The sequence below is a fragment of the Pseudoblastomonas marina genome (assembly GCF_034374265.1).
Classification (GTDB): domain Bacteria; phylum Pseudomonadota; class Alphaproteobacteria; order Sphingomonadales; family Sphingomonadaceae; genus Alteriqipengyuania_A; species Alteriqipengyuania_A marina.
In genome coordinates this window covers 1,701,577-1,722,812 of sequence record NZ_CP139718.1, presented here as the reverse complement: position 1 = coordinate 1,722,812, position 21,236 = coordinate 1,701,577, and the positions used below count along the sequence as shown (strand labels likewise).

Annotated in this window: 29 protein-coding genes; 16 read left to right on the top strand and 13 right to left on the bottom strand. The window is 64.9% G+C overall.

Annotation, left to right across the window (positions count from 1 at the left end; all coding sequences use genetic code 11):
• Positions 1-7: 7 nt before the first annotated feature.
• Together T8S45_RS08595 and T8S45_RS08590 are read right to left on the bottom strand one after the other, a co-directional pair.
• Positions 8-1,144 (bottom strand): M14 family metallopeptidase, encoded by a 1,137-nt coding sequence (locus T8S45_RS08595; RefSeq protein ID WP_322293443.1) that lies wholly within the window; start codon positions 1,142-1,144, stop codon positions 8-10.
• Positions 1,141-1,746, bottom strand: a complete 606-nt coding sequence (locus tag T8S45_RS08590) for a DUF4136 domain-containing protein (RefSeq protein WP_322293442.1) — start codon at positions 1,744-1,746, stop codon at positions 1,141-1,143. The genes T8S45_RS08595 and T8S45_RS08590 overlap by 4 nt, the downstream gene beginning before the upstream one ends.
• A gap of 104 nt (positions 1,747-1,850) precedes the next feature.
• Here T8S45_RS08590 and galE point away from each other — a divergent pair, with 104 nt between their 5' ends.
• The 3 genes from galE (at position 1,851) to T8S45_RS08575 (ending at position 3,758) form a co-directional block, all read left to right on the top strand.
• Positions 1,851-2,873 carry a UDP-glucose 4-epimerase GalE gene (gene galE / locus T8S45_RS08585; RefSeq protein WP_322293441.1) on the top strand — a complete coding sequence of 341 codons (1,023 nt, stop codon included), beginning with the start codon at positions 1,851-1,853 and terminating at the stop codon, positions 2,871-2,873.
• Positions 2,874-2,969: 96 nt separating this feature from the next.
• Complete coding sequence (gene ykgO / locus T8S45_RS08580) at positions 2,970-3,095, top strand: type B 50S ribosomal protein L36 (protein ID WP_007165381.1); 126 nt, start codon at positions 2,970-2,972, stop codon at positions 3,093-3,095.
• A 54-nt stretch (positions 3,096-3,149) separates the two neighbouring features.
• Positions 3,150-3,758 carry an HAD family hydrolase gene (locus T8S45_RS08575; RefSeq protein WP_322293440.1) on the top strand — a complete coding sequence of 203 codons (609 nt, stop codon included), beginning with the start codon at positions 3,150-3,152 and terminating at the stop codon, positions 3,756-3,758.
• A 77-nt stretch (positions 3,759-3,835) separates the two neighbouring features.
• Here the strand turns inward: T8S45_RS08575 and T8S45_RS08570 are convergent, their stop codons facing one another.
• The gene (locus tag T8S45_RS08570) at positions 3,836-4,162 is read right to left on the bottom strand and encodes a CC_3452 family protein (protein WP_188642490.1); all 327 of its coding nucleotides are present in this window, start codon (positions 4,160-4,162) and stop codon (positions 3,836-3,838) included.
• Positions 4,163-4,324: 162 nt separating this feature from the next.
• On the opposite strand from T8S45_RS08570, the gene T8S45_RS08565 reads away from it, so the two are divergent.
• On the top strand, positions 4,325-4,894 hold the full coding sequence (locus tag T8S45_RS08565) for a winged helix-turn-helix transcriptional regulator (RefSeq protein ID WP_188642489.1): 570 nt from the start codon (positions 4,325-4,327) through the stop codon (positions 4,892-4,894).
• Positions 4,895-4,906: 12 nt separating this feature from the next.
• Here T8S45_RS08565 and T8S45_RS08560 read toward each other — a convergent pair whose 3' ends face one another.
• The 4 genes from T8S45_RS08560 to T8S45_RS08545 all read right to left on the bottom strand — a co-directional run bounded on the left by T8S45_RS08560 (position 4,907) and on the right by T8S45_RS08545 (position 8,490).
• Positions 4,907-5,746, bottom strand: a complete 840-nt coding sequence (locus T8S45_RS08560) for a hypothetical protein (RefSeq protein WP_322293439.1) — start codon at positions 5,744-5,746, stop codon at positions 4,907-4,909.
• A 77-nt stretch (positions 5,747-5,823) separates the two neighbouring features.
• Positions 5,824-6,258: a GtrA family protein gene (locus T8S45_RS08555; protein ID WP_188642487.1), complete on the bottom strand. Its 435-nt coding sequence runs from the start codon at positions 6,256-6,258 to the stop codon at positions 5,824-5,826.
• Between the two features lie 11 nt (positions 6,259-6,269).
• A complete protein-coding gene (locus tag T8S45_RS08550) occupies positions 6,270-6,959 on the bottom strand; it encodes a ferritin-like domain-containing protein (protein ID WP_322293438.1) in 690 nt (229 codons plus the stop codon).
• A 28-nt stretch (positions 6,960-6,987) separates the two neighbouring features.
• On the bottom strand, positions 6,988-8,490 hold the full coding sequence (locus T8S45_RS08545; RefSeq protein ID WP_322293437.1) for a YifB family Mg chelatase-like AAA ATPase: 1,503 nt from the start codon (positions 8,488-8,490) through the stop codon (positions 6,988-6,990).
• A 200-nt stretch (positions 8,491-8,690) separates the two neighbouring features.
• Here T8S45_RS08545 and T8S45_RS08540 point away from each other — a divergent pair, with 200 nt between their 5' ends.
• The 7 genes from T8S45_RS08540 to T8S45_RS08510 all read left to right on the top strand — a co-directional run bounded on the left by T8S45_RS08540 (position 8,691) and on the right by T8S45_RS08510 (position 13,609).
• Complete coding sequence (locus T8S45_RS08540) at positions 8,691-9,467, top strand: alpha/beta hydrolase (RefSeq protein WP_322293436.1); 777 nt, start codon at positions 8,691-8,693, stop codon at positions 9,465-9,467.
• A gap of 133 nt (positions 9,468-9,600) precedes the next feature.
• Positions 9,601-9,735: a 50S ribosomal protein L34 gene (gene rpmH, locus T8S45_RS08535; RefSeq protein ID WP_160616868.1), complete on the top strand. Its 135-nt coding sequence runs from the start codon at positions 9,601-9,603 to the stop codon at positions 9,733-9,735.
• Positions 9,736-9,752: 17 nt separating this feature from the next.
• On the top strand, positions 9,753-10,139 hold the full coding sequence (gene rnpA, locus T8S45_RS08530; protein WP_188642483.1) for a ribonuclease P protein component: 387 nt from the start codon (positions 9,753-9,755) through the stop codon (positions 10,137-10,139).
• The gene (gene yidD, locus T8S45_RS08525) at positions 10,136-10,345 is read left to right on the top strand and encodes a membrane protein insertion efficiency factor YidD (protein WP_188642482.1); all 210 of its coding nucleotides are present in this window, start codon (positions 10,136-10,138) and stop codon (positions 10,343-10,345) included. The genes rnpA and yidD overlap by 4 nt, the downstream gene beginning before the upstream one ends.
• Positions 10,346-10,423: 78 nt before the next feature.
• Positions 10,424-12,232, top strand: coding sequence for a membrane protein insertase YidC (gene yidC / locus T8S45_RS08520; protein ID WP_322293435.1), 1,809 nt, complete (start codon positions 10,424-10,426; stop codon positions 12,230-12,232).
• Positions 12,233-12,871 (top strand): ribosome biogenesis GTP-binding protein YihA/YsxC, encoded by a 639-nt coding sequence (gene yihA, locus T8S45_RS08515; protein ID WP_322293434.1) that lies wholly within the window; start codon positions 12,233-12,235, stop codon positions 12,869-12,871.
• A gap of 243 nt (positions 12,872-13,114) precedes the next feature.
• A complete protein-coding gene (locus T8S45_RS08510; RefSeq protein ID WP_322293433.1) occupies positions 13,115-13,609 on the top strand; it encodes a hypothetical protein in 495 nt (164 codons plus the stop codon).
• On the opposite strand, the gene T8S45_RS08505 is transcribed toward T8S45_RS08510, so the two are convergent.
• The 4 genes from T8S45_RS08505 to T8S45_RS08490 form a co-directional block, all read right to left on the bottom strand.
• Positions 13,606-13,812, bottom strand: coding sequence for a hypothetical protein (locus T8S45_RS08505; RefSeq protein ID WP_322293432.1), 207 nt, complete (start codon positions 13,810-13,812; stop codon positions 13,606-13,608). The genes T8S45_RS08510 and T8S45_RS08505 overlap by 4 nt on opposite strands.
• 41 nt (positions 13,813-13,853) lie before the next feature.
• Positions 13,854-14,111: a DUF5676 family membrane protein gene (locus T8S45_RS08500; protein WP_322293431.1), complete on the bottom strand. Its 258-nt coding sequence runs from the start codon at positions 14,109-14,111 to the stop codon at positions 13,854-13,856.
• 230 nt (positions 14,112-14,341) lie between these two features.
• Positions 14,342-15,163, bottom strand: a complete 822-nt coding sequence (locus tag T8S45_RS08495) for an alpha/beta fold hydrolase (protein WP_322295209.1) — start codon at positions 15,161-15,163, stop codon at positions 14,342-14,344.
• A 100-nt stretch (positions 15,164-15,263) separates the two neighbouring features.
• Positions 15,264-15,683, bottom strand: coding sequence for a VOC family protein (locus T8S45_RS08490; RefSeq protein WP_322293430.1), 420 nt, complete (start codon positions 15,681-15,683; stop codon positions 15,264-15,266).
• An 85-nt stretch (positions 15,684-15,768) separates the two neighbouring features.
• Here T8S45_RS08490 and T8S45_RS08485 point away from each other — a divergent pair, with 85 nt between their 5' ends.
• Entirely contained in the window at positions 15,769-16,431 is a 663-nt protein-coding gene (locus T8S45_RS08485) for a glutathione S-transferase family protein (protein ID WP_322293429.1), read from the top strand.
• Positions 16,428-17,276, top strand: coding sequence for a S1/P1 nuclease (locus tag T8S45_RS08480; protein WP_322293428.1), 849 nt, complete (start codon positions 16,428-16,430; stop codon positions 17,274-17,276). The genes T8S45_RS08485 and T8S45_RS08480 overlap by 4 nt, the downstream gene beginning before the upstream one ends.
• Positions 17,277-17,286: 10 nt before the next feature.
• Here the strand turns inward: T8S45_RS08480 and T8S45_RS08475 are convergent, their stop codons facing one another.
• Positions 17,287-17,733, bottom strand: coding sequence for a cupin domain-containing protein (locus tag T8S45_RS08475; RefSeq protein WP_322293427.1), 447 nt, complete (start codon positions 17,731-17,733; stop codon positions 17,287-17,289).
• A 28-nt stretch (positions 17,734-17,761) separates the two neighbouring features.
• On the opposite strand from T8S45_RS08475, the gene dapE reads away from it, so the two are divergent.
• From dapE to T8S45_RS08460, 3 genes are all read left to right on the top strand, one after another.
• On the top strand, positions 17,762-18,910 hold the full coding sequence (gene dapE / locus T8S45_RS08470; RefSeq protein ID WP_322293426.1) for a succinyl-diaminopimelate desuccinylase: 1,149 nt from the start codon (positions 17,762-17,764) through the stop codon (positions 18,908-18,910).
• Between the two features lie 103 nt (positions 18,911-19,013).
• Positions 19,014-20,270: a dicarboxylate/amino acid:cation symporter gene (locus T8S45_RS08465; protein WP_188642472.1), complete on the top strand. Its 1,257-nt coding sequence runs from the start codon at positions 19,014-19,016 to the stop codon at positions 20,268-20,270.
• Positions 20,271-20,297: 27 nt separating this feature from the next.
• Complete coding sequence (locus T8S45_RS08460) at positions 20,298-20,585, top strand: 1-deoxy-D-xylulose-5-phosphate synthase (protein ID WP_322293425.1); 288 nt, start codon at positions 20,298-20,300, stop codon at positions 20,583-20,585.
• Here T8S45_RS08460 and nth read toward each other — a convergent pair whose 3' ends face one another.
• Positions 20,586-21,236, bottom strand: coding sequence for an endonuclease III (nth, locus tag T8S45_RS08455; RefSeq protein ID WP_322293424.1), 651 nt, complete (start codon positions 21,234-21,236; stop codon positions 20,586-20,588). It abuts the gene before it with no gap.

The following is a 21,236-nucleotide window of genomic DNA, read 5'->3' as shown; positions in this document are numbered from 1 at the left end:
CGCGCGATCAGGCGTCCGAGGCTTCGAGCCACTCCACCAGCGCACCGAGGCAGTCGCGGGCGAGCGCTTCGCAGTTCTCGGGCGACCAGCCCTGTTCGGGGTCGGGGCTCTTGAAATTGTCCTTGTAGGGCATCTCGAGCGTCATCGCGGTCGCCTTGAAGCGGTGCGCGACCTGGGTCGTGCTCATCGAGAGGTTGGCTTCGCCGGGCTTCGACTTGTCGTAGCCCTTTTCGGTCTGGAATAGCACCGAACGGCGGTCGAGGATCTGCTCGTAGCGGGTGAAGCCGGCATAATGCTCCTCGGTCAGGCCCGGGATGCCTTCATAGCCGGCGAGGAAGGCGGCGGGGATCGCCTCGTCGCCATGCACGTCCATCGCGAAGAACACGCCGGTCTCGTCCATCGCATTGCGCAGGGCGAGCACTTCGGGCGAGCGTTCGGCGGTCGGGTTTTCCCATTCGCGGTTCAAATTCGCGCCGCAGGCATTGGTGCGCAGATGGCCGCGGAAGCTGCCGTCAGGGTTCATATTGGGCACGACGTGGAGCGTGCACTTCTCGCGCAGCGTGCGCGCGACCGGATCGCCCATGTCGGTGAGCACGTCGAGCGCGCCTTCCATCCACCATTCGGCCTGCGTTTCGCCCGGATGCTGGCGGGCATAGAGCCACACATGCTTGTCGCCTTCGCCCATTTCGAGACAGTCGATCGGGCGCCCGTCGAGCGTGTGGCCGAGAACGCGGTGCGAGACCCCGTCCATCAGCGCGGCTTCGGAGACGAGGTCGAAATGGCGCTCCATCGAATAGGGCGCGAAATAGGCGAACCAGGCGATGTTCGATTCGGGCGTATAGCGGATCGTGAGCGTGCCGCTGTCGGCATCGTATTCGCTGTCGGCACGGCCCCAATATTCGCGATCCTCGGAAACGACCGATTCGTAGTCGGGCCAGCCGCCGGGGTAGGCCGAATCCTTGAGATCCTCGATCTTGAGTTCGAGTTCGCGGCCCGCCGCGCCCGACACTCGGAAATAGTACCACTGCTTGAACTCGGACTGGTTGTCCTTGCGGATGGCGAGGCGCGCGCTCGCCCCGTCCACGGCTTTGACTTCGATATTGCCCGCATCGAAGGCGGTGTCGATCGCGATATTGTGGGTCATTCTACCTCTATCGTTTCGCCCGAATTGCCGGGAAATCCGGCAAACAGGGCGCTGGCAAGTTTGTCGGCCGCGTTGGCGACCTCGAATTCGTCCGCGTTTTCGGTCGCGGCAAAGCTGGCCCGGCCTTCCCACAGCACTTCGCGCGTGTCCATATCGCGGATCATGACCGCCATGCTGGTGTCGACGGTGCGGCGCTCGCCGCCGCCCAGATTGATCCCGATCCCGACGCCGACGCCCGAGCCGTAGGTCCCGGTCGATCCGCCGACCCCGACGCTGACCGGCGAGCGGCGCGATCCATCGGCGAGCAATTCGCCGCGCCCGGCACGCACTTCGGCGACTTGCGTGCCGCCGCCGGAAACCGGGGCGTAACCGAGCGCGGCGAGCTCGCGCGTCACCGCGTCGAGATAGGGCTGCATGGCGAGACCGCTCGTCTCCTCGCCGGGGGCGACGACCACTTCGATCCGGCCGCGCGGCGCCTCGGCGAGGTCGGGCGCGGAGAAACGCGTCACCTCGGTGGGCCCAGCATAGGGCGCCGTGGCGCAGGCGGAGAGGGCGAGCGCCGAAAGCGCAATGAGGGCGGGACGACGGAACGTGGCGAACATGGGGTCGACTCCTTGAAAGTCGTGGCGATCCGTACGCCCGCGATCGAATCGAGGAAAGGAAGCGCGGGTGGCTCCCCGAAGGCGCGACGGCCTGTTAGAAGCGAATGATGGACAGAAAGTTTCCCGATTGCCCCGGGCACCTCCGCACGCCGGTGCTGGTGACGGGCGGGGCCGGCTACATCGGAAGCCATGCCGTGCTGGCGTTGCGCGATGCCGGCTGGCCGGTCGCGGTAGTGGACGACCTTTCGACCGGGTTCCGCGCCGCCGTGGCGGAGGACGTCCCGTTCTACGAGGGCGATATCGCCGATGGCGAACTGCTTGCGCGGATCTTCGCCGAGCAGGAAATCGGCGCGATCATGCATTTCGCCGGCTCGATCGTGGTCCCCGAATCGGTTGCCGATCCGCTCAGATATTACGGCAACAACACCGCCAAGAGCCGTGCGCTGATCGCTGCCGCCGTGGCGCATGGCATCGGGCATTTCATCTTCAGCTCGACTGCGGCGGTCTATGGCGCGCCCGACCATTCACCCGTGGACGAGGAGACCCCGGCCGCGCCGATCAATCCCTACGGCCGGTCGAAGCTGATGACCGAGCAGATGCTGGCCGACACCGCGGCGGCGCATGATATCAACTACGGTGTGTTGCGCTATTTCAATGTTGCCGGGGCCGATCCGCAGGGACGGGCAGGCCAGTCGACCGCCGGGGCGACGCATTTGATCAAGGTCGCCTGCGAAGCGGCGACCGGGCGGCGCGACGGCGTCGCGATCTTCGGGACCGATTACGAAACGCCGGACGGCACCGGCGTGCGCGACTATATCCACGTGTCCGACCTCGCGGCGGCGCATGTGCTGCTGCTCGAACGGCTGATCGCCGAACCGGAAGCCTCGCTGACGATGAATTGCGGCTATGGGCGCGGGTTCTCGGTCAGCGAGGTGCTCGATGCGGTCGAGCGCGTGGCGGGTACCGAGATCGCGCGGCGGACCGAAGCCCGTCGCGCGGGCGATCCGGGCGAACTGGTCTCGGATCCTTCGCGGATTCGTTCGACCCTGCCGTGGGAGCCGCGGAATGACGATCTCGATACGATCGTGCGCCATGCCCTCGAATGGGAGCGAATGCGGACAGACTGAATCGTTGACAAGCTCGTCCGCGCGCACTAACCGCGCCTTGATTTTCCGGCATCGGAGACCATCTCCGGTGCCTGTTTCATTTCCGGGATACGCACCATGAAGATTCGCAACAGCCTCAAGTCGCTGAAGAACCGTCACCGCGATTGCCGCGTCATCCGTCGCCGCGGTCGCACCTACGTGATCAACAAGACCAACCGTCGCTTCAAGGCGCGCCAGGGCTGATCGCCCCGGCGATACGGTTTACGAAAACCCCCGCCGATGCGGGGGTTTTTTGTTATGTCTGAGGCAGTCGTCTTCGATATCGGGCGCGTCATGGTTCATTGGGACCTCGCGCATCTCTACCGCGAGCTGATCGCGGATGACGGTCAGCGCGCCTGGTTCGTCGAGAACGTCGTCTCGCCCGAATGGCATTTCCAGCATGACGCGGGCCGACCGCTCGAGCTGATGGTGGCCGAGCGCAAGGCGCAGTATCCCGAATTCGGTCCGCTGATCGATGCCTATGCGACGCGCTTCCTCGATTCGATCCCGGGCGAGGTCGAGGGGATGGTCGCCTTGATCGAGGAACTGGTGGCGGCGGATGTACCCGTCTTCGCGCTGACCAATTTCGCCGACAGCTTCTGGGACGAGTTCGCCGCCGAATATCGCTGGACCCGCCATTTCCGCGAGGTGGTCGTTTCGGGCAAGGTCAAGCTCGCCAAGCCCGACCCGGCGATCTACGCGCTCGCGCAAAAGCGCTACGGGCGCGCGGCGGGCGAGCTGTTCTTTGTCGACGACACGGTCCGCAATGTCGAAGCGGCACGCACCGCCGGCTGGGATGCGGAAGTCTTCTCCGACGCAGAGACCTTCCGCGGCCAGCTGGTCGCGCGCGGTTTTCTCGCCGCATGAAAAAGCCCCCGCGCGGGGGAGCGCGGGGGCACGGGGAGACGAGCCGGGAGGAGGCTCCTCGGGGGAGAGCCGGTTGCTCAGTCGTTGCACTTCGCCAGTTCGTCGGCGTCGAACACGTTGTTGGCGGCACGGAAGGCGGTGACTTCGCCGAATTCGCTCGCCAGGCGCTGACACACGATCACGTCGCGGCTGCGGCCCTTGTTCGGTGCGACGCAGGTGTCGCCTTCGCAATCCCACAGCACGCCCTTCTGGATGTCGGAACGGGCGGTTTCGACCGGGCTGGCGAGCTGGGCACGGTAATAGTGGTTGTTGACGGCATTGGCCGGGGCGGTGGTCGCGGCGAAGCTGGACAACGTGCCGGCGATCGCGAGTGCGGCGAGCGAAAGAGTGCTGGTGAGTTTCATCGGAGGGGTCCTTCGGGCTGGTTTCGTATCGTTATTGCGGGCAACCGTTTTTCAGTTGCGAATCGATACCTACTGCCTTAAGTTTTAAGTTGCAACTAAAAACTTTGTTTCGATTTTGTGGCACTGCGCCTTTGCGCTATGAGCGCACCGGGAAAGGACGATATGGGCGATTTACGCGAACCGCTGCGCGAGCTGACCGAATGCGGGCTGCCGCAAGCGCTGGAAGTAATGGGCGAACGCTGGAGCTTCATGATCCTGCGCGCCAGCTTCAACGGGCTCCACCATTTCGAGGAATTCCTGAGCGAGCTCGGCATCGCGCGGAACATCCTTTCCAACCGTCTGGCCAAGCTGGTCGAGCACGAAATCCTCCGCCGTGAACCGTGTCCGGAGGATCGCCGCAAGATCGAATACCGGCTGACCCAGAAGGGCTTCGACCTGCTGCCGGCGATGATCGCGCTGCGTCAATGGGGACAGAAATACGGTGCCGAATTCACCGAGGATCCGGTGCTGGTCGACGAGCGCGACCGGCTGCCGCTGGGCCCGGTCTCGATCCTCGCGCATGACGGGCGCACGCTGACGCACGAGGATCTCTGGCTGGTTCCGCGCGACAAGCTCGGCCAGCGCGAGGACGGCAGCCGCGCCAAGGTCGGCAAGTGCTGCAATCCCGGCGCACGCGACGAACCGGTCAAGGACTGGCGTCAGTCGAGCGAGGATGCGGTCGCAGCCGAATAGGCTGTCAGTCGCTCATTCCGCGGGGACGGCTCCGGGGGCGGTATCCTTGTGCGGTCGGCGTTTGCCTGCCTGCCATCCGCGCCATGCGACCAGCGCACCGATGACGCATCCGAGCGCCATCCAGATCGCCGGGCTCGTCGCCCCGATCGCCATGAACAGCTCGCGCCATGCATCCGAAAGGCGCGCCACCGAGAACAGCACCAGTTGCGCGGCCACGAGCAGCGCGACAATCGCCATCGGGCGACGGCCTTTCACCGGCGCGGCGCGCCAGAGCCACACGGCAATGCCGGCGATGACGAACTGCGCAACGACCAGTGCCGCGTAGAACACCACGGGCGGTTCGTAGCTCCCACCCAGGGTGATGAAGAGCGGGATGGCGAATAGCCGCGCGAGGACCGGCCCGAGCAGCATGAACAGCGTCCCGATCATGAAACGCGCATGGACGTGGACGTTGTGCCGCTCCTTCAGCGCCTCGTGGAAGAACCACGCGACCGCGAGCACGCTCAGCAGGTCGTACGCGCCGAGGCCTTCGCCATGCGCCTCGTAGATGATGCTGTCGCCGAACGCGGTCGCCTTCGCCATCGACCACACGATCACCATCGCGCTGGCCATGAAAAGCGGAAAATAAAACAGGCTCGCGCGGCCCAGCGTGCGGTGCAGCGCCAATCGGTCCTTGCGGTGTGCGGCCCAGGCCTGGGTGGCGAGCAGGATCATCCATCCGGTCGCAGTCGCAGCGTGGAAATGCATCTCCCACGGCGCATCGGTGAATTGCCCGAAATATCCGCGCCAGAAGGCCGGAATGGTCAGCAGGACCACCAGCGTGACCCACAGATAGGCTTTCTTGTACGGCATGGCTTCCCCCCTCCTTGCGCGTCCCGGAGGGAGGCTAATCGCGGTTCGTGCAGACGGTCAAGCGAGCGGGCGCCCCCTCACACCCGGCGGAAGTTCCACACCGCGTTCAGCACGAACATTGCCAGCCCCGCCACCACCGAGACCAGCACCCGCGCGATCAGGTAGTTGATCGGGGTGAACTGCAGGAAAACCCACATCAGCCCCATGGTGAGCGCCAGCCCGACGCCGCTGTTCAGCAGGAACAGCGCATAGCCCTTGCCCAGCTCGCGCTCGGTTCCGGCGAACACCCACCAGCGACCGAACAGGTAATGGATCGAATTGGAGATCACGAAACCGATGCCCGAGGCGATCACCTCGTCGACCCCGTAATATTCGACCAGCACGAACAGGACCCCGAGCCCGATAAGGAACACCCCGGTGCTGACCACGGTGTTGCGCACCAGCATGCCGCCCACGCGGCGGGTGAACAGCCGGCGATGGAGCGGCGCGTCGGCGGGCGGCGGCGATGGCACGGCGGTGCGGGTCAGGCGGGATGCGCCCCCAGCTTGCGCGAATAGCGGTCGGGATCGACCTCGCCCTCGTCGCGCCAGCTCGTGCGACGCTTCATGAAGGGATTGAGAAACAGCAGCGGCAGCTTGAGGAACAGCAGTTCGGAATGGATGAAACCGTCCACGGCGCGCTCCCACCATCTCGGTTCGCGCCTCGCGTGCTGCTTGAGCCAGCCGTCATAGGGCGCCCAGTGGCTTGGTTCGTCCTGTTTGATGATTTCGAAGATCCTCACCAGCTGTGGGTCGCTCTTCACGAAGCGGTTGGCGAGCAGGATTTCGACCTGCTTGTAGCCGCGCTGTTCGGTCAGCGAGATCACGTGACACAGCCGCTCGAACAATTCGTCGCGCGCGATCACTTCCTTGGTGTCGAGCCCGTCGATCGTGCGTCCGAACATGATCTCGACGAAGCGGTCGATATGGCCGAACATCCGGTCGACCGCGAGCGGTCGGGTGCCGCGCAACTCGAACCAGCGCTTGAACATCACGTAATGCTTGCGCTCGTCCGCACGGTGCCGCTCGACCTTTGCGATGAATTCGGCATCGTCCGGGTAGCGCGCGCGCACCGCCTCGAGCACCCGGTCGATCGCCGTATACCCGCGATGCTCGTTGTAGATGTAGATCGACCCGAGCAGGTCGAGATAGCGATCGCGGAACCAGGTGAGCATCGTACGGCCTCCTCGGCCTGTGCCGTGTCTATGCACGCGGCGGTTGCCGCCTGTAACTCAATGCCTCTGCAACGTGGATTCGCCCCACCTGTTCCGCCCCCGCGAGGTCCGCGACCGTCCGCGACACGCGCAGGATGCGGGTGTAGCCGCGCGCGGTGAGGCGCATCGCCTCGGCCGCTTGCATCAGCAGCTTGCGGCCCGGTTCGTCGGGCGTGGCGTAGCGGTCGAGGTCGTCGCCTTCGAGTTCGGCGTTGGTCCGCGCCTCGGTGTCGCGGCTCGACTGGCGGGCGCGGGCCCGGGCGACGCGCGACGCGACTTCGGCGCTGCCTTCGGCGGCTGGCGGCAGGGCGAGGTCGCTGGCGCTGACGGGATCGACCTCGACATGCATGTCGATCCGGTCGAGCAGCGGCCCGCTGATCTTGGCCTGGTAATCGGCGGCGCAGCGCGGGGCGCGGCTGCAGGCGAGGGCGGGGTCGCCGAGATGGCCGCAGCGGCACGGGTTCATCGCGGCGACCAGCTGAACGCGCGCTGGGTAGGTGACGTGGGCGTTGGCGCGCGCCACGTCGACCTTGCCCGCTTCCAGCGGCTGGCGCAGCGAATCGAGCACCGCGCGCTGGAATTCGGGCAATTCGTCGAGGAACAGCACGCCCAGATGCGCAAGGCTGACTTCACCCGGCTTCACCCGCAATCCGCCGCCAGTCAGCGCCGCCATGCTGGCCGAGTGATGCGGCGCGCGGAACGGGCGGGTGCGGCTGATCGCGCCGCCTTCCAGCGTCCCCGCGACCGAGGCGACCATCGAGGTCTCGAGCGCTTCCTCGGGCGTCAGCGGGGGAAGGATGCCCGGCAGGCACGATGCGAGCAGCGATTTGCCCGCGCCCGGTGGCCCGTTCATCAGCAGGTTGTGTCCGCCTGCCGCGGCGATCTCGAGCGCGCGCTTGGCGGTTTCCTGGCCCTTGACCTGCTTCAGGTCGGGTCCGTGCCTGGGCTCGGCCGCCTCGCCCGGTTCGGGCGGGGAGAGCACCTGCGTGCCCTTCAAATGGTTGAGCAATGCGGTGAGATCGGGCGCGGCGAGCACCGCCACGCCGCTCGCCCAGCGCGCTTCCGGACCTTGGGCGGCAGGGCAGATCAGCCCCTTCTCCGCGCCCGCCGCATGCATCGCCGCGAGCAGCACGCCGGGCGAGGGCGCAATCCGCCCGTCGAGCGAAAGCTCTCCCACCGCGACGTAATCGGCCAGCTGCTCGGCATCGGTGACGCCCATAGCGGCGAGCAGCGCGAGCGCGATCGGCAGGTCGTAATGCGATCCTTCCTTGGGCAGGTCGGCCGGCGAGAGGTTGATCGTGATCCGCTTGGGTGGGAGCGCGAGGCCCAGCGCGGAAAGCGCCGCCTGTACCCGGTCGCGCGATTCTCCCACCGCCTTGTCGGGCAGGCCGACCACGCCGAATCGCGGCATGCCGGGCGCGATCTGGCACTGCACCTCGACCGCGCGCGCTTCGAGCCCGAGAAATGCGACGGTCGATACCAGTGCGACCATGCCATCCGCCCCCTGTTAACCCTGCCGCGACACGTCTGGCGGAGCGAACCGCATCTGTCGAGGACTGAAAAACTTCAGAATTCGCGCATGATCCGGTTCGTGCGCCGCCGCAGCCGCCGTGCCTGCAAGATTCGATTAACCAGCCTGGGTGACTCTGTGCCTAAGCGTGCTGGCAAGTCGCGCCCCTGCATGAGATCAACATGCAAAAGGTCGCAAAACTTTTCCTCGCCGCGCTGGCCCTGGTCGCAAGCCCCGCCGCCGCGCAGACGATCGCCTACGAAGACGTGCTGTTCGCCGACAGCTCGGTCGCGCTGCTCGAACAGCCGCCGTCGCAGGCCGTCGCCGCCGCGCCAACGATCGCCTACGAAACCCCGGTCGAATACGAAACCGCCCAGCGTGCGGTGACGATCTGGAACCGCGTGCCGATGGTCCCGCGTGCCACGCAGAAGGTAGCGACCCTCGATTACGGCCCGTTCCGCGTGCTCGGCGAGGGCAAGGTTGCATTGCTCGGCCTGATCGACAGCCGCAGCCCCGCACAGTTCGCCCAGCTGCTGCGCGACCACCCCGGTATCGGCATGCTCGAAATGGTCGAGGCCCCGGGTACGGTCGACGACAATGCGAACTTCCGCCTCGCGCGGATGCTGCGCGATCACGCCATCGTGACCTACGTGCCCGCGCACGGTTCGGTCCGTTCGGGCGCGGTCGAACTGTTCCTTGCGGGCGCGCGCCGGATCGCGCATCGCGACGCCGAATTCGCCGTGCACAGCTGGATGGACATCTATGGCCGCGAGGCGAGCGATTTCGCCGCCAACGACGCGGTCAACCGCGCCTATATCGACTTCTACGTCGAAATGGGGCTCGGCGAGGGCGAGGCGAAGCGGTTTTACGCGATGACCAATTCGGTCCCGCATTACGACGCGCTGTGGCTGGATACCCGCGAGCTGGCGCGCTATGTGCCGATCGAGCAGACTGGCTGAGGCCACGGTCGCTTTGGCTTGACTTGATCGCGGGTTTTTTCTAGGCGCGCGCTCGATATCGGGTCGCCCGTGAGGCGGCCCTTTCAATTTCCGGCCACCCGACAGGGTCCGGCACAAACCTAGGTTCGATACGATGAAACGCACTTTCCAGCCCAGCAATCTCGTGCGCGCCCGCCGCCACGGTTTCTTCGCCCGCAAGGCGACCCCGGGTGGCCGCAAGGTCCTCGCCAACCGCCGTCGTCGCGGTCGCAAGAAGCTGAGCGCGTAAGCTGTTACGGGGCGCCGATGGCGCGCGCTCCACTCTCCACTATCAGGAACCGCCCGGACTTTCTCCGGGCCAACCGGGGGCTGCGCGTTGCGCGGCCCGGTTTCGTGTTGCTGACGCAGAGGAACGATCTCGAATCGAAGCGATTCGGCGTGACCGTGACCAAGAAGGTCGGCAACGCCGTGGTCCGCAACCGGATGAAGCGGCGGTTGCGTGCGCTGGCGCACGAACTGATCCCCGAACACGGGCTCGACGGCCATGATCACGTGCTGATCGGGCGCGACGGCGGGATCGAGCGGGACTTCGCCGAGATGCGCGAAGAACTTGCCACGGCGCTGGCGCAGGCGCGCGCGGGGCGGGCGAGCCGGCGCGGACCCCGCAAGCCCGATCGCAAGGGCAGCAAGTGAAACGCCTGCTGATCCTCCTCGCGCGCGGGTGGCAACTCGGCCCCTCGCGAATTCTGCCTCCGACCTGCCGTTACACACCGTCCTGCTCGGCCTATGCGATCGAGGCGCTCGAGCGGCACGGGGCGATTAGGGGTGGCTGGCTCGCGACAAAGCGGATATGCCGCTGCCATCCATGGGGCGGGCATGGACACGATCCGGTTCCCTGATCCGGTGTGTCACAGGTTTAAAACACCTTGCGCCTTCCCATATCATGCACGATTTGAAGAATTGAGACGGGACCTCTCGTGAACGACAACCGCAATCTGATCATCGCGATCATCCTGTCGGCGCTGGTGCTGATCGGCTGGGACACGGCGATGAACACCTTCTACCCGCAGCCCGAGAAGTCGGCCGAAGTGGTCGAGGCCGTGGACGGTCCGCAGGCGGCCGCCGCGCCGACCGGTGCCGGCCCGGCGCCGGGCAGCGACACCTCGGCCCAGGCCCCCGCCGCCAGCGGACAGGGCGCGCCGATCGAAGCGACGCAGCCGGTCCGCGATCTCGACAGCGAGCTCGCCAGCGCCGGTCGCGTGCCGATCGATGCGCCGGGCCTTGCAGGGTCGATCAACCTGCGCGGTGCGCTGGTCGACGATCTCGTGCTCACGCGCCATCTCGCAACGCTCGAAGACGGCGCCGAAGAGCCGGTACGCCTGTTTGCGCCGGCCGGCACCGAAGCCCAGTATTTCGCGCAGTTCGGCTGGGTCGGTTCGGGCGCGCAGTTCCCCGATCGCGACACCGTGTGGAAGGTCGCCGACGATGCGACGCTCACCCCCGACACGCCGGTCACGCTGCAATGGACGGCGCCCGACGGCACCGGTTACGCGATCCGCTTCGCGATCGACGACGACTACATGATCACCGCGACCCAGTCGGTCGCCAATCGCGGCGGCGAACGGATCGTCGCGCAGCCGTTCGGGGTCGTGAACCGCACCGATCGCTTTGCCGACGAAGGCACATGGATCATCCATTCAGGTCCGATCGGCGCGTTCGACGACGCGGTGAATTTCGATATCGGCTATGACGATCTCGTCGAGGAAGGCCGGAGCAGTGGCAATGGCGATGTCGACTGGATCGGCTTCACCGACCATTACTGGCTCTCCTCGCTCGTCCCGCAAGCCGGGGCCGAGGCCGAGGCCGATTTCCGTTCGCTCGGCAATTCGATCTTCCGCGCCGATCTCGTCTACCAGCCGACCGCGGTCGCCGCAGGCGAGACCCTGACCCGCAGCACCCAGCTGTTTGCCGGCGCCAAGGAAAACGACGTCCTCGACGCCTATGAAGACGGCGGCATCGTCAATTTCGGCCATGCGATCGACTGGGGCTGGTTCGAATGGTTCGAACGCCCGTTCCTGTGGCTGCTCAAGCAGCTCGAATCGCTGTCGGGCAATTTCGGCGTGGCGATCATCCTGCTGACCGTCATCATCCGCTTCTTCCTGTTCCCGATCGCGCAGAAGCAGTTCGCCAGCATGGCGGCGATGCGCGCGATCCAGCCGAAGATGAAGGCGATCCAGGAACGCTACAAGGACGACAAGCAGAAGATGCAGCAGGAGGTCATGGCCCTCTACAAGAAGGAGAAGGTCAACCCGCTCTCCGGCTGCCTGCCGATCTTCATCCAGATCCCGATCTTCTTCGCGCTCTACAAGGTGCTGATGCTGTCGGTCGAAATGCGCCACAAGCCGTTCGTGCTGTGGATCGAGGATCTCTCGGCGCCCGATCCGGCGCATGTCCTCAACCTGTTCGGCCTGCTGCCGTTCACGCCGCCGGCGCTGCTGGCGATCGGCCCGCTCGCGATCCTGCTCGGCCTGACGATGTTCCTGCAGTTCCGCATGAACCCGATCGCAGATCCGGTGCAGGAACAGATCTTCAAGATCATGCCGTGGGTGCTGATGTTCGTGATGGCACCGTTCGCCGCGGGCCTGCTGCTCTACTGGGTGACCAACAACATCCTGACGCTGGCGCAGCAGAAATATCTCTATTCCAAGAACCCGCAGCTGCGCGAACAGGCGCTGAAGGAGAAGGAAGAGAAGCGGCGCAAGCTGGCCGAGGCGAAGGGTCAGTAGGTGGAGCCCGATCCCGAGCTCATCGAACGCGCGCGGAAACTGTTTTCCGGTCGTGTCGATTTCCTGCTCTCAGCCCCGCAGCTCAAGTTCCTGCCCGAACCGGACTTCCCGGAGATCGCCTTCGCGGGCCGATCGAACGTGGGCAAGAGCTCGCTGATCAACGCGCTCACGGGCAGGAAAGCGATTGCGCGCACCTCGGTGACGCCGGGACGCACGCAGGAACTGAACCTGTTCGAGATCGGCAACCCGACCCAGCTGCGGCTGGTCGACATGCCCGGCTACGGTTTCGCCAAGGCCCCGCCCAAGGTGGTGGAGAAATGGAAGAAGCTGGTCCGCTCCTACCTGCGCGGGCGGCCGGTGCTCAATCGCGCACTGGTGCTGGTCGATGCCCGTCGCGGGATCACCAAGCACGACGCCGAGATGATGGACATGCTCGACGAGGCCGCGGTCGGCTATCGAGTGGTCCTGACCAAGGCCGACAAGCTGAAGGCGAGCGAGCTCGACAAGGTCGCGGAAGCGACCGCGCAGGCGCTGGCGAAGCGTCCCGCCGCCTTCCCGGTTCTGCATGTCACCTCGAGCGAGAAGGGGATGGGCATCCCGGAGCTACGCGCTGCGGTGCTCAGCGACAGCGAACTCTAACGAACGACTGCTCTTCAGCCTCCCACGGGAGGCTCGAAATGACTGGGTTTGGGTGGAAAGCTGACTCTAGGTTCGTTGCCAGACCCTGTCTTCGAAGGAACAGACTGGCGGTCTCAGGTTTTGACTGACCGAAAGGCCAATTTCATGTTTCCACGTATCCTTGCCCTCTCCCTGTTAACGGCAACGATCGCGAACTGCTCTCCAAACAATTCGGAGCGTGCGCGAGCAGGGGGCGGTGATCAGATGAGCATGATGGGTGAAGGCGATGTGCCCGACCAGGGCAATGGCGGGATGATGAATCGCGGCATGATGGATGACGCCGGGTCAATGGGCGACATGATGACCATCCGGCGACTGCTTTCGAACCATGAGCAAATCGAACGCGAGGTGCAAAACATTCCGGGCGGAGTGCGCAGCGTGACCGTGAGTGACGACCCCAAAATCACCGAACTGATCCGTCGCCACGTGAGGGAGATGAAGGCCCGCTATAGCCGAGGGCAGCCGATCCGGATGATGGATCCGCTCTTTCGTGAACTGTTCCGTCATCGGGATCGCGCCACACTGACGATCGAAGATATCCCTGGCGGAGTGCGAGTGTCGCATACATCCGACGATCCCGAGGTCGCCTCGCTTATTCGGCAGCACGCTCATAGGTTCGTAAGCGAGGCCGCCGAGCAGGGCATGGAGCGGGTGATGCAACCGACGGAACTACCCGAAGGGTATGCACCGGCGAACTAGGGCAGATCGTTGCCGGCACCTTTCTTACCCTGAGTGTCAGCATCCATGTCTTTGCCTTTGCAGCAACAACAGCCTTCACCCTTCGCCATCTTTTCGCAGCACGCCATTTTTGTTTTGGCTGGAGGAGGGCTTAAAGGCTGCGATTCCGGAGCGGGCGCCGATTGAGCGGCGACGCTGGCGGCGATCAAAGTCGTAACGATCATGTGTAGTCTCCTGACATTATGAGGCCCTCCTGGGGCTTGGTTCAACCAATCAGGCGGTTGTAAGTTGCGGCGATAGCGACCGCGATCAGGCCAGCGCCTAGGGACCAAGCAAGAAGGCCGAATGCAAAGCCGGTGAAGTCGAGTTGCCAGCCCATTTGGCTTAAATCGGCGTGGACCATGTCACCTGTCATTTGCATCATCGACCCCGGCATCCCCAGAATGAACAGGCTGCAGATCACCCACGCCACGGCAAAGACGGCTGCAGTGGCAAATCCGAGTTTGATGGCATCTATCTTCATGACGCTCTCCTCTTCGGTGGCGAATGCATAGCAGACGCAGAGTCGATTGGGTTTGATCGGGATCAATCGCTCCGACCTGAAAACGTCCGCAATCGGGTCGTTAGCCGACAGACCGCTTTTCGTTGAATCTAGCCGATAGTTGACGGTCCGCGAACGGCCTAACACAAGGACCTTACGATGGGACTAGCCTCTGCATAGGCCCTCGATTTGCTAACCGCCCAGTTGCAGTATTATTTCGAATCCGAGATGCTCGTAGCGTCCAGAATCACGCGGACGGTCTCCTCTGGCTGATCCCACATCGGGAAGTGTCCGCTACGCTCGAACCAGTGCATCGTCGCTTCAGGGAAGGCTTTGATCGCGCGATCCGCCTGCTGCGGTAGACACAGCCGATCCTTACGTCCCCAGCCGATGACAACGGGCGCAGCCGTTTTTGCAGGGCCCTTCTGCATTGCGCCATTGGCGAGATCCTTCACAAGCGAATTGACGGTGCGCGTATTAGCCAATGACTTCAGTTCACGCGCGACGAATGCCGGATCGAGCGCCCACGGCCTTGCGGAGAGCTGGGCCATGAGCGCGGTCCGGCCTGCGACATTCCCGGTGATGGCAGAAAGCGCCGGTCGCAGCGCGCGAACCAGAGCAATCGATGGCGTTATGGTGGCTTTGAAGAAGGTGCGCTCCCACCCCTGCCAGAAGCCGCCCGGATCCAGTGCGACAACCGCGCCGGCTTGGCCGCGCCGCGACATCTCGAGCACCAGACGAGCACCCAGCGAGCTGCCGACCATATCAATACCTGTGAGATTCTCCGCGCCGAGCCAGTCGGCCAAATAGCGCGCCAGCCCGTCAAACGTGCCGCTGTCGGCCTCTTCGGGCGTCTGCCCGTGGCCGGGCAGGTCCACGGCGATTACCTCCCTGGCCTGAGAAAGCGCAGGCGAGATCGTGTCCCACGAGCGGCAGGTAGCCCCCAGTCCGTGGACAAGGAGAAGGGGTTTTCCGCGCCCCGTGCGCGTGTGTAGTGCATGGTCATGGAACGGTAACGCCTCACACCGACTTATGGGCCCGTGGATGCCTATATTGCCGAAGGTGAGGCCAAGAGCGGACGGTCCGCAATCGGGTCGTTGGCGGAATGGCAGGAATTGGCCCGCCTCGCCTTTTTCAGATCGCGAAAATCCGCGCGGGGTCGGCAAACGCCTTGATCTCGAGCGCGTTGCCGCTGGGGTCGCGGAAGAACATCGTCGCCTGCTCGCCCGGTTCGCCCTTGAAGCGGATATGCGGCTCGATCGCGAAATCGACCTTGCCTTCGAGCCGATCGGCCAGCGCCTGCCATTCGGTCATCGACAGCACCACGCCGAAATGCGGCACCGGCACGTCGTGCCCGTCGACCGGGTTTGCCCCGGCATCTGCATCGCCGGCGCGCTTCACCTTATGCGCGACGATCTGGTGGCCGTAGAAATCGAAATCGACCCAGTCTTCGGCGCTGCGGCCCTCGCGGCAGCCCATCACCTCGCCGTAGAAGCGGCGCGCGGCGGGAATATCGTCGACGGGGAAGGCGAGGTGGAAGGGCGGCATGGTCATGGATCGCTCTTGCGCTTTGATCGGTTCATTGTCGACAGGCTTTGCGTGAATGCATAGGGCGGGGCCGAGCAACAGGGACCCGTGCATGAAACTCGTCATCGGCAACAAGAACTATTCGAGCTGGTCGCTGCGCGCCTGGCTGGCATGCAAGCAATCGGGCCTGTCCTTCGACGAGATCGTGGTGCCTCTGTTCGGCAGCGACTGGGAAGAACACCAGCGGCAGGACAACCTCCAGCCCAGCCACGGCAAGGTGCCGGTGCTGTGGGACGGCGAGGCGGTGGTGTGGGATTCGATCGCGATCATGGAATACCTCGCCGACAAGGTCGGACGCGATCGCTTCTGGCCCAAGGACGAGGTTGCGCGCGGAACCGCGCGGGCGATGGTGGCGGAAATGCATTCCTCCTACCTCGCGCTGCGCAGCGAATGCCCGATGAACATCCGCAAGCGCATCACCGGCGGCTCGTTCAGCGAGGATTGCAAGCAGGACATCATCCGCATCCTTGGCCTGTGGGCCGAGGCGCGCTCGCGCTACGGCAGCGGCGGACCGTTCCTGTTCGGTGCGTTCGGCGCGGCCGACATCTTCTATGCTCCCGTGGTCAGCCGCCTGTTGACCTATGGCGTCGCCGTGCCGGGGTTCGCCGAAGGCTACATGCAGGCGGTGTGGGAACACGACTGGATGCAGGAATGGATCGCCGCGGCCGAGGACGAGGAATGGACGATCCAGCAATATGACAGGGCGCAGGCATGATCCGATTTCTTACCGTTTTCGCCGCCTTCCTGGCGCTCGCCGTGGCGAACCCGGTGAAGGCCTGGGGGTTCTACGCCCACCGCATCACCGCCAGTATCGCGCTCGAGAACGTCACGCCCGAAACCCGCGCCGAGATCGACCGGCTGCTGAAGGCCGCGCCGCTGCTGGGAACGCCCGAATGTGCGCTCGAAACGCTCGAGGATGCGTCGGTCTGGGCCGATTGCGTGCGCCGCGATTTCGATCGCTGGGGCTATACCGCCGCCTGGCATTACAAGACCGCGCCGATCGACGAGGAATACAATGCCCGCCAGAACTGCTCCGGCGGCGCCTGCGTCAACGGCCAGATCGAGCGCGCAATGAACGTGCTCTCGCGCCGTGAATTGCCCGACAACGTCCGGCTCGAAGCGCTCGCCTTCCTCGTCCATTTCACCGGCGACATTCACATGCCCTTGCATTCGGGCGACAAGGACGATCGCGGCGGCAACGACCGCGAGACCGATTACGGCATCGTGCCGTCGTTGAACCTCCACTGGATCTGGGACGGCCCGATGGCAGAACGCGCGATCAGCTCGGCGCGGCCCACGCTCGTGCGCCGCTACACCGCCGAGGAACGCGCGGCGCTGTCGGGCGGGACGCCCGCCGACTGGGGCCGCGAGAGCTGGGAATTGTCGCGCACGCTGGTCTATCCGATCGCCTTCGATACCGAGAATCCCGCTGAGGCCGACCTCCCCGAAAAGACCGCGCTGACGCAGGAGGATATCGTTGCGCAGCTTCCCGCGCTGCGCCGCCGCGTGCAGCAGGCGGGGCTGCGGATGGCGAACCTGCTGGACGAGGCGCTGGGGTGAGCTCGCCTGGCTAGAACGCGCTGCCGTCCTTGCGGGTGAAGGGACCGCCCGCGGGCAGGTGCATGTCGATATCGGGATAGTGGCAGGCGGTGGTCGAGGGCTTGCCGACCACGACGAAGCTGCACGGCGCATCGCTGCGGTTCTGGATGACGTGGCCGTTGCCGTCGTTCTTGGGGAAGGCCGCGATATCGCCGGGGCGGAGCGCATGTTCGCCCGCATCGTCGACCAGCACGCCTTCGCCTTCGACCATCACCAGCAGCTCGTCCTCGCCCTCGTGCCAGTGACGCTGCGACGACCACGCGCCGGGTTCGAGCACCACGTGGCTCGCGCCGAAATCCTCCAGTCCCGCGGCGGGGGCGAGGCGGCGGTAATTGCGCCCCTGAACCTTGTCGGCGAATTCGGGCGGGTATCCGGTCGCATTGGTCTGGGGAATGGTCTCGAGATCGAGCTTGGGCATGGGCGCGGCTCCTGTTAGCGCAAGCGTCATGACCGATGTCGTCACCCTCGCCAAGCGGCTGATCGAAGCCGAGAGCGTCACCCCCGCGCGCGGGTGCGTGTTCGATGCATTCGAGGCGATGCTCGCCCCGCTGGGGTTCGAGGTCCACCGCTTCATCCGCGGCGACGGGCCCGAGGGCAGCGACGAGGAGCCGGTCGAGAACTGTTTCGCGATCCGCCGCGGCCCCGAAGGATCGAAGCATTTCGCCTTCGCCGGCCATCTCGACGTGGTGCCTCCGGGCGATGGCTGGTCGGTCGATGCGTTCGAACCGCAAGTGAAATCCGAACCGGGCGGCGACTTGCTCTATGGTCGCGGCGCGGTCGACATGAAGGGCTCGATCGCCTCCATGGTCGATGCGGTGGCCGCGATCCCGGCGGAGGCGGGGACGATCAGCTTCATCATCACCGGCGACGAGGAAGGCCCGGCGCTCCATGGCACCCGCGCGCTGATCGACTGGATGAACGAGGCGGGCGAGCGGCCCGATTTGTGCCTCGTCGGCGAGCCGACCAGCGTGAACCGGCTGGGTGATATGGTGAAGATCGGGCGGCGCGGCTCGATCAATATCTGGCTCGAGGTCGAGGGACGCCAGGGCCACGTCGCCTATCCGCACCTCGCCGACAATCCGCTCCCGCGCATGATCGGCATGCTGTCCGAGCTCGACGAACTCGCGCTCGACGAGGGGACGGAATGGTTCCAGGCGAGCAATCTCGAGATCACCGAATTCGACGTGGCGAACCGCGCGCACAACGTCATCCCCGGCAAGGCAAAGGCGCGAATCTCGATCCGCTTCAACGACCTCCACACCGGCGCCGAACTGGCCGAGCGCGTGACGGCGATCGCCGAAAAGCATGGCGGCAGTGCGCGACCGATGATCTCGGGCGAGAGCTTCCTCACCCCGCCGGGCGAATTTTCCGACCTCGTCAGCCAGGCGGTGAAGGCCGAGACGGGGCTGCTGCCCGAGCTTTCGACCAGCGGCGGCACCTCGGATGCGCGCTTCCTCAAGGATCTATGCCCGGTGATCGAATTCGGTCTCGTCAACGCGACCATGCACAAGGTCGACGAGGCGGTCGCGGTGGCGGACCTACGCCTGCTGTCGAACATCTATCGGCGGATCGCCGTCGCGGCTCTCGAGCAATAAATTCCGTCGCCGGGATGACGAATTTGGATAGGATGCGCTCGGCGCTTCCAATGCGGCTCAACCCCGCCTAGCATCCCGCACCAAAGAGGTAGGGGAAGACTGCATGAAAACCTGGTTCGCCATTCCGCTGTGGCAGCGTGTGATCGCCGCACTGATCCTCGGCGTGATCGTCGGCTTCGTCTGGGGACCGGGCGCGGAAAGCATCAAGATTATCGGCGATATCTTCATCGCCTTCATCAAGATGCTGGTCGTCCCGCTGATCTTCTTCAGCCTGGTCGCAGGCGTCGCGAGCATCGGCGACTTGCGCAAGCTCGGCAATGTCGGCTGGCGCGCGCTGCTGCTGTTCGTCGTCACGGGCCAGATCGCGGTGTGGCTGGGCCTCGCGATCGGCAGCTTCTTCACCCCCGGTTCGAGCATCGACGGAACCTCGATGGAACTCGACCAGGGCGCGCTCGAAAACGCGCAGGCCCGGCAGGAACAGGCGGTCACCTTCCGCGACATGATCCTCGAAGTCGTGCCCGACAGCCCGGTACAGGTGATGGCGGACGTCAACGTCCTCCCCTTGATCGTGTTCTCGCTGCTGATCGGCGTCGGCATCCTGATGGCGAAAGAGGAGGGCAAGCCCGTCCTCGCGATCTTCGAAAGCGGCTCGGTCGTCATGCAGAAGGTCACCATGGTGGTGATGGAACTGACCCCGTTCGGCGTATTCGCGCTGATGGCGTGGGTCGCGGGTACGCTCGGCGTCGATGCGCTGCAGGCGCTCGGCCTGCTCGTGGCGCTGAACTATCTCGGCTGCCTCCTGATCATCGGGGTGATGTATTCGGCGATGATCAAGTTCCTCGCCAGGCTGCCGGTGATCGACTTCTTCCGCGGAATCGTCGACGCGATCGCGGTCAGCTACTCGACCGCCAGTTCGAACGCGACGCTGCCGGTCACGCTGCGCTGCGCCGAGCGGAACCTCGGCGTGTCGAACTCGGTCGCGGCCTTCGTGATCTCGCTCGGTGCGACGATCAACATGAACGGCACCGCGATGTATCTCGGCCTCGCCACGATCTTCGGCGCGCAGGCCTTCGGGGTCGACCTGTCGTGGAGCGACTATTTCATGATCTCGATCCTCGGCACGCTCGGCGCTATCGGCGCGGCGGGCATCCCGGGCGCGGGCCTGATCATGATGGTGCTGGTGTTCGGCGCGGTCGGCGTCCCGCTCGAAACCATCGCGCTGGTCGCGGGGATCGATCGTATCATGGACATGATGCGCACCACCACCAACGTCTCCGGCGACGCCGCCGTGGCGACCACGGTGGCCGCCATGACCGGCGAGCTGGACCGCGAGGAAATGATCTCCGCCGACGATGTCTAGGGCATGTCCAAACCCAAGACTCGGATCATGTATATCGAGGACAAGTCCGAAGGCTTGAATGGACCGGCGAGGATCGGGCGGGTCACTTTTTCAAAGTCCGGCCGCTCCGTGCATTACGGCGGCAGGACCTTTTCGAAGGTTGGTAGTGGCTACAAGTTTAACCATGTCGCGGACGACAACGGGGACCACTTTTGGATCTCAGGTCCACGCAAGGACGGTCAGGATCGCCTCTATCCGCAAAGTTCGATGCCGATCGAAATCGATGCTGAAGTCGCGGAAGAATACTGGCGAGAAATCAGGGGCAGGAAGGACTAACTACCGGCCCTTCGGCTTCTCCAGCACTTTCTTCCGGCAGCTGCACAGGTCCACGAGCTTGCAGCGCCAGCATTCGGGCGTCCGCGCCTTGCACACATAGCGCCCGTGCAGGATCAGCCAGTGATGCGCATGCAGGCGAAAAGGCTGGGGGACGCGCTTTTCGAGCTTGGCCTCGACCTGCTCGGGCGTCTTGCCCTTGGCGAGCCCGGTGCGGTTGGCGACGCGGAAGATATGCGTGTCGACCGCGAAGGTCTCCTGCCCGAACCAGCAATTGAGCACGACATTGGCGGTCTTGCGTCCGACTCCCGGCAGCCGCACGAGGTCCTCGCGCGTATCGGGCACCTCGCCACCATATTCGTCGACCAGCAGCTGCGAGAGCGCGATCACGTTCCTGGCCTTGGAATTGAACAGGCCGATCGTCTTGATGTGCTCCTTGAGCCCGTCCTCGCCCAGTTCGAGCATCTGTTGCGGCGTTTCGACCGCGGCAAACAGCGCTCGCGTCGCCTTGTTCACCCCCACGTCGGTCGCCTGCGCCGAAAGCGCCACCGCGACGACGAGCTGGTAGGCATTGCCGTATTCGAGTTCGGTCTCGGGCGCGGGGTCGTCCTCCGCCAGCCGCCGGAAGAACTCGAAGATCTGGTCCTTGGTCAT